Annotated in this window: 12 protein-coding genes; 5 read left to right on the forward strand and 7 right to left on the reverse strand. The window is 40.6% G+C overall.

Annotation, left to right across the window (positions count from 1 at the left end):
• Nucleotides 1–71: 71 nt before the first annotated feature.
• Nucleotides 72–1,148 carry a lysylphosphatidylglycerol synthase transmembrane domain-containing protein gene (locus VK179_03225; protein ID HLO57724.1) on the forward strand — a complete coding sequence of 359 codons (1,077 nt, stop codon included), beginning with the start codon at nt 72–74 and terminating at the stop codon, nt 1,146–1,148.
• Nucleotides 1,149–1,150: 2 nt separating this feature from the next.
• On the opposite strand, the gene VK179_03230 is transcribed toward VK179_03225, so the two are convergent.
• The 4 genes from VK179_03230 to VK179_03245 all read right to left on the reverse strand — a co-directional run bounded on the left by VK179_03230 (nt 1,151) and on the right by VK179_03245 (nt 6,957).
• Nucleotides 1,151–3,709, reverse strand: coding sequence for a hypothetical protein (locus VK179_03230; protein HLO57725.1), 2,559 nt, complete (start codon nt 3,707–3,709; stop codon nt 1,151–1,153).
• A gap of 9 nt (nt 3,710–3,718) precedes the next feature.
• Nucleotides 3,719–5,335 (reverse strand): carboxypeptidase-like regulatory domain-containing protein, encoded by a 1,617-nt coding sequence (locus tag VK179_03235; protein HLO57726.1) that lies wholly within the window; start codon nt 5,333–5,335, stop codon nt 3,719–3,721.
• Nucleotides 5,336–5,344: 9 nt separating this feature from the next.
• Nucleotides 5,345–6,316, reverse strand: a complete 972-nt coding sequence (locus VK179_03240; protein ID HLO57727.1) for a FecR domain-containing protein — start codon at nt 6,314–6,316, stop codon at nt 5,345–5,347.
• A 110-nt stretch (nt 6,317–6,426) separates the two neighbouring features.
• The gene (locus VK179_03245) at nt 6,427–6,957 is read right to left on the reverse strand and encodes an RNA polymerase sigma-70 factor (GenBank protein ID HLO57728.1); all 531 of its coding nucleotides are present in this window, start codon (nt 6,955–6,957) and stop codon (nt 6,427–6,429) included.
• A 235-nt stretch (nt 6,958–7,192) separates the two neighbouring features.
• On the opposite strand from VK179_03245, the gene VK179_03250 reads away from it, so the two are divergent.
• From VK179_03250 to VK179_03260, 3 genes are read left to right on the forward strand one after another with little or no spacing between them, the layout of a single operon-like run.
• Nucleotides 7,193–8,269, forward strand: a complete 1,077-nt coding sequence (locus VK179_03250) for a lactonase family protein (protein ID HLO57729.1) — start codon at nt 7,193–7,195, stop codon at nt 8,267–8,269.
• Complete coding sequence (gene arfB / locus VK179_03255; protein ID HLO57730.1) at nt 8,266–8,682, forward strand: alternative ribosome rescue aminoacyl-tRNA hydrolase ArfB; 417 nt, start codon at nt 8,266–8,268, stop codon at nt 8,680–8,682. The genes VK179_03250 and arfB overlap by 4 nt, the downstream gene beginning before the upstream one ends.
• Before the next feature lie 40 nt (nt 8,683–8,722).
• The gene (locus VK179_03260) at nt 8,723–9,175 is read left to right on the forward strand and encodes a GAF domain-containing protein (protein HLO57731.1); all 453 of its coding nucleotides are present in this window, start codon (nt 8,723–8,725) and stop codon (nt 9,173–9,175) included.
• 1 nt (nt 9,176) lies between these two features.
• Here the strand turns inward: VK179_03260 and VK179_03265 are convergent, their stop codons facing one another.
• The 3 genes from VK179_03265 to pyk all read right to left on the reverse strand — a co-directional run bounded on the left by VK179_03265 (nt 9,177) and on the right by pyk (nt 11,752).
• On the reverse strand, nt 9,177–9,545 hold the full coding sequence (locus VK179_03265) for a response regulator (protein HLO57732.1): 369 nt from the start codon (nt 9,543–9,545) through the stop codon (nt 9,177–9,179).
• 22 nt (nt 9,546–9,567) lie between these two features.
• Complete coding sequence (locus tag VK179_03270; protein HLO57733.1) at nt 9,568–10,251, reverse strand: Crp/Fnr family transcriptional regulator; 684 nt, start codon at nt 10,249–10,251, stop codon at nt 9,568–9,570.
• Between the two features lie 79 nt (nt 10,252–10,330).
• Entirely contained in the window at nt 10,331–11,752 is a 1,422-nt protein-coding gene (gene pyk / locus VK179_03275; GenBank protein ID HLO57734.1) for a pyruvate kinase, read from the reverse strand.
• Between the two features lie 84 nt (nt 11,753–11,836).
• Here pyk and xerD point away from each other — a divergent pair, with 84 nt between their 5' ends.
• Nucleotides 11,837–12,745: a site-specific tyrosine recombinase XerD gene (gene xerD / locus VK179_03280; GenBank protein ID HLO57735.1), complete on the forward strand. Its 909-nt coding sequence runs from the start codon at nt 11,837–11,839 to the stop codon at nt 12,743–12,745.
• Nucleotides 12,746–13,058 lie beyond the last annotated feature (313 nt).

Below are 13,058 nucleotides of genomic sequence, written 5' to 3' on the forward strand. Positions count from 1 at the left end.
GGGTAAAATTAATATTTTTTAACGCTCAGGATTTTAATAATGTCAAAGGCTTTTATCGCACCAAAACATAAATGATTAAATTTGTGCCGTTGGAAAAAAACGTGGTCACGTTCATAATGTTTAAGAAAGCCCTTAATATTTTAAAATACCTCGCGTTCCTCGGTGTAGGAGTATTCGTATTTTGGTGGGTTTATAAAGATGAACCTGTTTCAATTTACAAAGAGGCGTTTAAAAATCTTAATTACTGGTGGATTGCAGTGTCTGTGCTGTTGAATATTTTCTCACAGATTTCCAGAGCCATGCGCTGGAATATGCTGATCCGGCCAATGGGTTATAAACCGAAGCTTTACAATTCATATTTTGCCGTTGTTCTGTTATATTTCGTTAACCTCATCCTGCCGAGGGCCGGGGAAGTCTTCCGCTGTACCATCCTTACTCGATACGAAAAAATTCCGTTTGCCAAACTGGCCGGTACCGTATTTGTTGAAAGAATGGCCGATTTCATCACCCTGATGATCCTCGCTTTCATTATCATTCTGAGCCAGTTCGGGGTTTTTGTTTCTTTCTTTAACAGCCATGAAGATGTTAAGCAGAATCTATTATCGTTGTTTTCGGCCCGGAATATCATTATTGGTTTTGCTGTTCTTTTTTCATTAATCCTTATTCTGATTTTGTTCAACCGTTATTTCAGAAAGAAAGATTCAGGCGGAAATTCGTTTTTAAAACGATTCAGGTTAATCCGGCAGAATTTCGTTACCGGTATAAAATCGGTTGCCATGCTTGAAAACAAATGGCTTTTTATAGGCCATACAGCTTTCATATTTATTATGTGGCTTTTTATGCTTTACGTGATTTTCCTTGCTTTCGGACCCACATCTCAGCTTTCCATACTAACAGGGATGATTACTTTCCTGATGGGCGGACTTGCCATGCTCGCTCCTGTACAGGGCGGAATTGGGCCATGGCATTTCATGGTATACGAAACCCTTTTTATTTATGGAATTGATAAAGCAGATGGAAAGATATTTGCACTAATAGCCCATTCTTCAACCAATTTGATTTACCTATTCCTTGGTATTGCTGCATTTGCAATACTTCCCATAATTAACAGACCTGTAAAAGAGCCAACCACCGAAAAGGCTGAGTAACTTTATTCCACTTCAAAACTGAAAGAACCTTCCACCGGATTGCCCTGGTCGTCGATTCCTGCCACATGGCCAAAAAACAACCCTTTGATATCCGACGTATAGAAAGTTACAAGCATAGAATTTCCCTGGTATTGAATTTTCGGATTCCAGTAAAGCGTGCGACGGTTATCAGCTGAATAAGAAGTCTCTATTGAATAATCAGGCGAATAAAACTGTTTTTCTGCAGCACTGATAATGCCGGGTGCAGCCGGTGATGATGACTGCCTGTAACGGCCGGTTCCCTGGATAGTTGTAATCTCAATCACTCCTTTAAAATTTAAAGGGGTGTACTTATGAACGTCTATCGCTGAAGTTGAAATATTAATATTAGTAATGTCAGAAGGAAGAATATTCTTAAGCGCACCTATTTTATTACCTTTCAACGACCCGTTAATTACAATAATGGCTTCATCAATCATCACTGTCGTGTCGGTGTTTGAGCGCAGCGGTTCCGTAAAAATAATCCTGTCTTCTGATAGCCTGTATGGTTTGATATCCTGAATGATATCCATTATATCAGTATACTTGGAATACTGGTAGGGATCATATTTTTTGTGGGTATCGGTTTTTTTCTCCCTGAATTTCCCCGGACCATATCGCAAAAAGTAAACCAGATCCGGTTCCCCGTATCGAACCAGGTCTTTAATCTTTGACATTTCGCTGTTTTCAGGCTGGTTTTCAGTGAAGTCTGCCAGCTTCTGCACATAACTGTAATCAATTTTTGTATTCAGGTTTACTTTGCCTGTGGCATCATAGGCATCAATATTCAAAAACCTGTAATCGATAATATCGGAACCGAAAGAGACCCTGAATGATCCGTTCTCATCTGTCTGGGTTTCATATAATCTGAAATTAGGGAAATGGGTAATTCTTACCTTGGCGTGAGGCGAGATATTTTCTTTCTTGTCGTAAACCACTCCGCTAAGGCCATCCAATTGTACATAAGGAGTTTTTACGGGCGTCTGGTCTAGTACTTCAGCCCAATCAAGTTCGCTGAAGCCCGATGTAAGAAGAGCCAGGTCATCGCTGTCAGGTTGAACACCGGTTTGATCGCAACCTGTTACTTGCACAATGGAATTTAAATCACGATCAAACGCATTGTGTGCTAATTTGCTAAGTGAAACCGAAAGTGTCAGATCTTTATTCATCAGTGTTTTGGGACAATCCACAAGCACACTCACCCTTTGACGGGTTTTATATACATGCCTTTCCATGCTTACATTCAGAATACCGTATTGCGATTCATAGGCGAAGCTGCGTTCTGCAACAACATGATGTTGTTCATCAAAAACATTTACCTGGATGATTCCTGATTTCTGATTGATCAATGGAATTTTTACAGTGGATGATTCCCTGAAAGAAACCTGTTTAGCCCATATCATTTTTTGGTTCTTCACTGCAGTCCAGTATGTTGATATTTGCCGGTTGTAATTTGAACGTACTTCAAAAAGGGCTTCATTACCTGAAAGTCCATTGAACCGGATTATAATTCCGGAATCCATTGCCGGTGGAAAAGCAATTACATTTTCTAAAGCTTCAGGTGAAACAATCTTTAATAAGCTGCTCTCAGAAAGTGGGGTAAATTCGATATATCCCATTCCGTTATCCCCGGTTTTGAGGCTGTCAATAAACTCTCCGTCCATATCAGTAATAATACCTTTTATCCTTTCAGGCAAATTGTACCTGTCTACCGATCTGAACGCCACTTTTGATCTGATCCCCTTTACCAGTCTGCCACCTTCGGGAAAAACACTCACGGATATATTTTTAGTAATTACCGGTATAACATGTGCATAAGTACCCGGCGTCTTCCTGTTTTTTATATCAAATGAAAGCATAAGAAGATCATCATTTGCAGGTATGATGCAATTGATCCTGCACTTGCCCTTAACATCCGTAATCCCCTCGCCTTTGACCTCCGATTTATTCAATGTGCCTAACACATAATCAAATTCAGTCTGGGCCATAGGTTTACCCTGCGCATCAGCAATCTTTACAAGGGCATTCATCGTATCGGAAGGGGAATAAAACGACCTGTCATAATTCACTTCTACCTGGTACCTTCTTTCAAAATATTTACTAATCAGTATTTCTTTACGGAAAGCTTCCTGGGGGCACTGGTTTTTCATCCAGCCAGTATAAGCGATAAGCCAGTATTTTCCGGGAACGCATGAACGGGGAATTATCATATGACCGGAAGTCTCATTATCAACAAGAGGATATCTCCTGTAAATTATAGGCTCTCCTTTGCTGTTGATGAGCCTGATGAAAAAATCATTGGTTATATTCTCAGCGGGTATAACAGAAGACACAAATCCCTTAAACCACAGGTCCTCTCCCGGCCTATAAACGAAACGGTCGGTCATCAGAAAAGCTTTTTCAGAATTGAAATTCTGATTATATTTCTCAAGTTGTTGTTGTAAATATTCAATAAACGGGTCATCAGGACTTCTTCCCGACAGGACAAGCATTCCTGCAAGAAAAAGTGCAATGAAAACTGGTCTGGTTTTAAGTTTTATCATATTTACGAATTATTCCTGGTTACTATCGTTTGATTTATCATCAGGTGATGTGCTGATCTCTTCTTTTTCTTCTTCTATCCTGATGGCCTTGATTTCCTGGTCAGTCAGGTTATTATTTCTTCGTCCAAGCCTCAATACGGCCTTTTCAATGGGTTCCTCAGGAATGATAATATTTTCATTTCCCCAGAAATCATAATCAGTCTCGCCTATCTGCTGCTGAAGTATGTCGCGCGGTCTTGAGATTTCATTTGTCTTAAACCTTACAACATTTGTAGTATCCTTTGCTGTAATCACAAACTCCGAAACCGATGAGAACACCGAGTTAAAACGGTCCTGTTTTTTATCTTTTTTCCTTCGGACCCGTACAAGCACTTCACTACGCATGTTGCTCAGATTCCATTTCCGGTTATAGTTCCTGTAAAACACGTTGTATTCGGCACTTATCGGTTTAACACCGGTATGTCGCGGCATTTTTTTGATATAAATGCCTGCGGCATAAGTCATACCAGTTTCAGGCATTTCAAACGTTGCTCCGACTATAGCAAGCGATTCAACATCAATATATAATCTGCCTTTGTAACAGGGATACTTAACACCCTCCTGCTGCTGAAAGCTTATTACATAGGTCAGCCTTTCAAAGTGCATCACGGTCCTTTCCACCCTGTACTGGTAAAGTGCAAAATAATCCGCATCAAGAAAGCTCGGCAGGTTTTTAACTATATCCAGTTGCAGTGTATTGAACAAGCCTCCCTGGACAATGAAATCAACGAATTCCATTTCGTCGGTATTGGTACCTTTTCGGCCTTTAAAGATCTTGATCTGGTCACCACGGAAGGAATTGTAGGGTTCTTTGAAAACATTGATAATGGCTTCAGAAAGTGATACGTTTTTATTATCCTGTTTTGTGGTTTCCCTGAAAAATCCAGTATAAACAGCAGGTTTGCAATCATAGTTTTCCGGAATTTTCTCTATCGCTTTTGTAATAATATAGATCGGATCAAGCGGCTTAACCACTATCGGCGCAATCTGTATTTTTTCCTGAATAAGGCGGAATACAAGTATTCCGGAATCAATTGATGCCACAGGAAGAGAAACTATCTTATAACCGATATGGGAAATAACAAGGGTATCCCTGAAATCGGATACCGGAATCTTGAATTCAAATCTCCCGGAAGCATTTGTAATTGTACCTATACTTTTATTATTAAGAAAAATCCCAGAGAATGGGAGTGGTTTATATGTTTTCGAATCGATCACCAGTCCTCTTGCCAGCCGGATTTCGCTTGTGACTGAAACCTTTTTGAAAAGGGGGATGAGCAATATTTTATCATTTTGTTCAACCACGCGGATGCTGTCAAACCTGAAAATATCAGCAAGGTGATTTCTTACTGTCTGGTTCCGGTTCAAAACCGAAGCCATACGCTGGGTTTGAATTTGAGAGGTATATGTAAATGAAAATTTACCTTTACGGGCTATCTCTTTCAAAAGAAGGTTAATGGGTCCTGATGATCTTGACAGGTTCACTTCACGGTCAAGCACGCTCTGTGAATGAGCGGGTCTTCCCGTAAGAAAAAGAAGTAAGAGGAAAAATACGGGAATTCGGTGGTATATTTCCCGCAGCTTCATGATCAGTCCTTACTTTCTGACTATGAGTGCGGTACCGGTAGTATCAAATTTCAAACCGGCCACCATATTGATTTCATCCAGGATTTCATTCAGTGGCTGATCCTGGAACTCTGCTGTTATCCGGTCAGTGACAGCTGTCTCAATTGAAAGATCCCTTCTGAAATAGCGGGCTATGTCAATAAGTGCAGAATCAATGGGAGTATCGTCAAAGAAAAGATGGCCTGTTTTCCATGAGAGCGCATTGACAGGAATGCCTTCTTCCAGTTTAACTTCATTTTTTTCAGAAACAAAACCTGAATTGTTGGCCGGGATGTTTATGCTCTGACTGTTTGCGACAGTTGATGAAAGAATAACCTTGCCGGTAATAACCGATACATGCACCTCACCATCAACCTGATAAACGGAAAAGCTTGTACCGGTAACGCGAACAACAGATCCGCCGCTAAAAACCCTGAAAGGAAGGGTAAGACCGGGAATAACATTAAAATAGGCTTCCCCTTTAAGTTTCACATCCCTTGATGAAGAACCAAAACCCGGAGCGTATGATAATTCAGAACCTGCATTGAGAACAACAGTTGAACCATCGGGAAGGATAATCTGCCGCTTCTGGTTTTCAGCTGTATAATTCGTGTAGTTTTCCTTTTCAGAATGCTGGTTAACAATAATCTTATAGAATCCGGCCGACAAACCTGCTGTAAGAATCATAATAGCAGCTATCCTGAGAAGATAGCCCTTCCAGGACAGAGCATCCCCGGAATCAAGGATCTGATTCTTCAGGTTCTTCCAGTCGGCTTTTGTGTCAATTTGCTCAAATATCTTTGAGGATTCTGACCTGTGCCATATACCTTCCGTAAATTTAAATTCTCCGGCCACATCTGGATGTTCGTCCATAAGCCGTTGAAGTTCTTTTTCTTCAACCGGATCAATAATCCCGAGCAATTTTTTTACAAAAAGTTTATCAGGCATTTTATGTAATTCCATACTAAATCTTTTATAAGACATTTAAGTTTTGAAATTCACTTATTCTTACCTGTGTTTAATCGGGCATTTATTTTATATTTAATTGATTTACTGCATTTTATAAATCACCATCAATCTTCATGAATATTCTGAAAATCAGAAATATAGTTGGTAAGCTTCTTTCTCAAAACTTTAAGTGCTTTACTGATCTGGGTTTCAATCGTTCGTTTGGACAGATTCAGTTTAGCTGCAATTTCATCGTTCTTCAGGCCCTCAAAGCGGTTCATTTTAAAAATCTTACGGCACTGTGAAGGCAAATCGTCAATGATCTCATATATACGATGCTGCAATTCAACCGAGTTAATTTCATCTTCAAGGTTCTCTTCATCCGATTTTTCCATCTGGATGTTTTTCAGATGCCGTTCCTGAATATTTTTCTGATTCAGATAATTAATACAACAATTATAAACCGAACGGTACAGGTAAGATTTTACCGAGACATCGATTGACAATGTGTTTTTCTTTTCATAGAAGCGGACAAAAAAGTCCTGCACGATCTCCCTTGCGGTTTCCACATCCGAAACATACCGGTTGGCATAGGCCACGAGAGGGGCATAGAAAGACTTGAACAGTTTTTCAAAAGCCTCCAGATTCCCCGGCATTTCAGGCGCTATGTTATCACTATGTTTGATAATTAATGCAGATTCAGGTTTAAGGGAATCAAATCTACAAAAAATTGAGGGATAACTTCAATCCCTGTTTTATAAACATCAAACAATTAACATCATTACTATCTTTGTAGCCATCAAGTCATATACAATGAATACTTCAAAACTACTTATGCTGGCATTGTTTCCTGTGTTGTTGGTATGCTGTAAGGAGCAAAAAAATCAACCTGTGAAAGAAAGAGAAATTATTGTTTATATCGGAACATATACCGAATCGGAACCCCATTTGCAGGGAAAGTCAAAAGGAATATATATTTATTCCTTTAACTCTGATTCCGGAAAACTTACTTATAAAAACGTATCTCCGGCAACAGTTAATCCTTCGTACCTGGCAATAAGCCCGGATAAAAAGTACCTGTATGCCGTGAACGAAACCGGCACTGGTATGATAAGCGCATTCCGGTTAACGGCAGGCGGTGATAGTCTTCATTTTATTAATAAGGTATCATCAGAAGGAGATTCACCATGTTTTATCGAAACGGATAAAGATGGCAGGTATGTATTCACTGCCAATTATGGCAGCGGCAACATAGCCCTTTTCCCTGTTAACGATGATGGTTCATTGCAACCCGCTAATCAGGTGGAACAGCATAAAGGAAGAGGTTTGACTGACAGGCAGGAATCACCGCATGCCCATTGCATCAGGCTGTGGCATAACGACCGTTTTGTTTATTCCTGTGATTTGGGAACAGATAAGGTTTATGTGTATACTCTTGATAAAACCAATGGAAAACTGCTTCCCGGAACGGATTATTCAACAATGGCCGGCGCCGGTCCCAGGCACATGGCATTTCATCCGCTAAAGAATATCGCTTATGTGATCAACGAACTGAACGGTACCATTGAGTGCCTGAAAACCGATACGGTTTCGGGTGAACTGGTTCACTTTCAAACCGTATCCACTTCAGGGGACAGTGCAGGAGTATCAGCAGGATGTGCCGATATTCATATCACTCCGGATGGGGAATTTTTGTATGCCTCAAACAGAGGTACCCTCAACAGCATTGCCATGTATACAATCGATAGGGAAAACGGAACGCTTGCATTTACGGGACTTATGCCGGTTAAAGGTAAAACCCCGCGTAATTTTGCCATTGATCCGACAGGAAACTGGTTATTGGTTGCCAATCAGAATTCAGATCAGATTGTTAGTTTCAGAATTGATCACAAAACAGGGCGACTGGTTGATACTGGAATTATTGCCGATGTTCCAAGCCCGGTTTGCATCCAGTTTCTGCAACCATGACAGATATACTCAAAGGCCGGAATTTTGAAAACGAATTTCTGTTTCAGGCCAGCCGCAGCAGTGGTCCCGGCGGTCAGAATGTAAATAAGGTCAGCACCCGTATTGAATTACGGTTTGATATCTTCAGTTCCGCACTACTAAACGAAGAAGAGAAATCAAGAGTAGCTGAAAAATTAAAGACAAGAATTACAAAAGAAGGTATATTACTGCTAGTTTCACAAACCGGCAGAACGCAAATGGAGAACCGGGAAAGCGTTATTCAAAAATTCTACGATCTGCTTATAAAGGCTCTGACCCCTGTCAAAAAGCGAAAAAAAACGGTTCCTACCTTTCAGTCAAAAATCAAACGATTGGAAAGCAAACAGTTGCACTCAATTAAAAAAGGAAGAAGAAAAGTTGATTTTGAGGAATAATACCCTAATATTGCGGGAAATATGTTTGATTTTGTGAAGGATGAATAACAAGAAGATTTCAAGGTATCAAAGAATATATCAGCAGATAAAAGAACTGATCTCAGATTGTGATGATCTGCAATCGAAGATGGCTACTGTGAATGCAGTTTTGCATCATAAAATGGAAGGATTTTTCTGGACCGGTTTCTATATGCATAAAGATGGGAACCTGCTTGTTGGTCCTTACCAGGGCCCCCTTGCCTGTCTAAAATTAACACCCGGCAAGGGAGTGTGCTGGGCTGCTGTGAACAGTGGCAAATCAATCATTGTCCCCGATGTTCACCTGTTTGAAGGACATATAGCATGTGATTCAAGGTCCAAATCAGAAATAGCCATTCCGGTAAGCGATAATAGCGGAAAAATAATAGCCGTTCTGGATATTGACAGCAACAGGCTGGCTAATTTCGACGAAAGTGATCGCGAAGAGCTTGAGAAGATAGTGTCGTTACTTTAGGTTACGAATTGTAATACTCGAGCACTTCAGCAATTTTGTCAATTGAATAAGGTTTCCCCATTAATTTGTTGAATCCCGATTCCTGGCCCTCCTGTATGTACATCCCCGGGTTATGTGCGGTGAGTGCAATAATAGGGATGTTGCTTTTCGGGTATACCAGTCTGTCACGTATATAGCGCATGGCTTCTATCCCGTTCATAACCGGCATTTCAAGGTCCATTAAAACAAGATCAACATCATTGTTATTCTCAAGAGCTTCAAGAGCCTGTTTGCCATTCTCAGCTATTATATAATCGTGACCAAGGCTCTTAAGGATTTCCGAAACCAGTAAGCGGTTTGTGTAATAGTCATCTGCGATAATAATTTTCATGTCAAGGTAATTTATGACTCCTTTATCCTAATTCACTCAATGTTCTGATAATCTTCATACTATTTATCATTACCCTGGAACCTTCAAGGCTTATAATTTTATCATTTTTGAATTCTGACAGGGTTCGTATAAAACTTTCCTTTGTTGTTCCAGCCAATTCAGCAAGTTCTCTCCGGGTAAGAGGAAATTCAAATTCCTCTTTCTTGAATATGGTATCTGAAAAATATAGGATAACATCTGCAATACGGCCTGGAAGTTGCTTGTGCGACTGTCCGATAAGCCTCTCAAAAATGAAGAGACCTTCTTCACTCAGGTATTTGGCTACACCGTTGGCAAACTCGCCGTTTTTTTGCATAATCGAGTTGAAGGCGCTTTTTTCAATATAGCCGATTTGAGAGGAATCAACTGCTGATGCAGAAAACTGATTCATAGAACCGCCAAAAACCGACATAAGTCCTATGAATTCACCGGCTGACGCAATTTTAAGTATAAAGTTGCGCTTATTGCGGCCTTCCTTGTAGATTTTAACAAGACCGGATTTAACGAAAAGTATATGGGATGCCGGAGTATGCTGCCTGAAAATTACCTCTCTTTTGTGAAATGACACATAATTGGTATGTGCATGTATATTCTCCAGTTCATCAGAAAGAAGGCAGTATTCCAGGGGTATTCCGGTCGGATTGACTGATATATGCTGATTTGCCATGTATTAACCATGAAAAACCAAAATTAAGTAAAAAAAAACTGCCCGACACACCTTTTTATGAACAATGGTTGAGGTTTTATCAGGGTTTATGCAGTAATTCCAGCATATTACCTACAGAACTGATTTCAATAAATGATGCACTCTGCGTCCACTCGAAGTTTCCACCGACAACCACTACCTTATCCGATTTCTGAAGTTCCTTTCTTTCAATCAGCATGTTAAGGGCATGAATAATAAAATTGTAAGTTTTCCCTTCGGGGAGGTGATCCGCATAAACACCAAATGAAAGTGCCAATTCTCTTACAACACGTTTGTCATAACATTGTGCAAAAATTATTTTGCGGCCCCTGTAGCATGCCATATTCCGGATGGTTCGCCCGGTTGAAGTATCCGCAATGATGGCTTTGCAGTCGAGTTCAATGGATGCCTGGACGGCTGATTTGGAAAGGTATGCGGAAGTTCTTGTGCTCATCACGAGCATGGGTGTTTCATGAAGATCGCTCCTGCTTTTTTCAACCTCAGTGGCAATGCGTGTCATCGTGCTCACTGATTCAACCGGATAGTTGCCATTTGCTGTTTCACCGCTGAGCATTATGGCGTCAGCTTTGGAATAAATGGCATTAGCCACATCGGACACCTCTGCCCTGGTGGGCCTGGGATTTTCAATCATCGAATGAAGCATCTGAGTGGCCACAATTACAGGCTTTCGGGCATCTATACATTTATTGATGATCATTTTCTGGATTCCGGGGATCTTCTCATAGGGTATTTCAATGGCGAGATCGCCACGGGCTACCATAACTCCATAAACATAAGGCAGTATTTCATCAAGGTTGTCAACACCTTCCTGGTTTTCAATTTTGGCGATAATCTTTATCCTTGACTTATGTTCGTCGAGTATATGCTGAATGGCCATTACATCCTGCTTGTTTCGGACAAAGGAATGGGCAATGAAATCAATATCCTGTTCAATGGCCATATCAATGTATGCCCTGTCTTTTTCGTTAAGAGCAGGCAGGTTGAATTTACCGTCGGGCACATTTACGCTTTTCTTGCCTTTTACATTTCCGTCATTAGTAGCGAGACAGACAAGGGCATCATCCTGTTTTGAAACCACTACAAATTCAATATCCCCATCGTCGACAAGAATTTTTCTGCCGATTTCAATTTCATTTACGAAATTGTTGTAATTCACATATATGCAATCAGGTGCCGAAGCTTTTGCGGCATTGCCTCTTATGAGTATGCGGTCACCTTTTTTAACTGAAACTTTATAATCAGATGCGGTTGTTCTGATCTCAGGCCCTTTGGTATCGAGCATCAGGGCTATTTTATCCGATACTTCGCGTACATTATGGATAATCTTAATTGTATCTTCGATGGATTGGTGAGCGGTATTCATTCTTACCACATTCATCCCGTTATCAAACAATTCGCGGATAAATTCAACATCACAATGTAAATCGGAGACAGTGGCGACAATCTTGGTTTTCTTGTACATAGCGTAATAATTCGTGTAAAAAACCGTGCAAAAGTATGAATTAACTTCAAATAAACTAAATTCACCTGAAAAAATGGGCTGCCGGTGGACTGGTCAAAGGATATAAAAGGATATTCTGCATTTCTGAAACTTGAAAAATCGTTGTCGCCTAATACGGTCAGCGCATATCTTGCAGACCTCGAAAGGCTGAAATCTTTTCTGCAGCTTTCCACAGAAAAAATAAAACCTCATGATGTTACTTATCTGCAACTAAAGGATTTTCTTGTTTGGGTCGCTGAACTTGGCATGAGTCCCAGGAGCCAGTCGCGAATGGTTTCAGGAATCAAGTCGTTTTACAAATACCTTCTTATTGATGAACAGATTCAGGCTAGTCCTGCAGAACTACTTGAGCCTCCCCGGCTTGGAAGAAAACTGCCTGTTGTGCTTACGGTAGAGGAAATCGACCGGATTGTCTCCTCCATTGATTTAAGTAAACCTGAAGGCCACCGGAACAAAGCCATAATTGAAACCTTGTATGGTTGCGGATTACGAGTATCAGAACTGGTAAATCTTAAACTTTCTAATTTATACCTGGAACAGGGTTATATTGTAGTCACCGGTAAGGGAAGTAAGGAAAGGCTTGTTCCGGTTGGTACAACTGCCATCCGTGAGATTCGGAATTATTTTGACCAGGCAAGAAATCAAATTCAACCGGCAAAGGATTCTGAAAATGTTGTTTTCCTGAATAGGCGGGGACATAAGCTGACAAGAGTGATGATCTTTACAATTATAAAGGAGCTGTCTCTTAAGGCCGGTATTAAGAAAACAATAAGTCCGCATACCTTCAGGCATTCTTTTGCATCACACCTCATTGAAGGTGGTGCTGATCTGAGGGCCGTCCAGGAAATGCTCGGGCATGAATCCATTCTAACCACTGAGATTTACACGCACCTGGACAGGGATTTCCTGAGACAATCCATTATTGAGTTTCATCCGAGGAGCAGAAGGAGGTGATTCGTCATTGCGAGGAGCCAGACCTCTGTATCAAGTTTGTAAGATGTAACCGCGACGAAGCAATCTGCCGGAACAGGCAGGGCCTGGCAAAGACTTTTTAGAATTTACGATTTACGATAGCTTTCATGGTGATGGACTTCCTGTGCGGGCAGATTGCTTCGTCGCGATAAAATCTACTATAATCAAAATATTGTGCCGCTCCTCGCAATGACGGGTGGCTCCTTATCCGGCATCTAATATCTAATTTTCAGCCTTTTCAAAACTTTTTCCGAAACTAAATTTCCTTGGCAGCCGATTTTTTTATTAAGTTTGT

The organism is Bacteroidales bacterium (genome assembly GCA_035299085.1).
Classification (GTDB): Bacteria; Bacteroidota; Bacteroidia; order Bacteroidales; family UBA10428; genus UBA5072.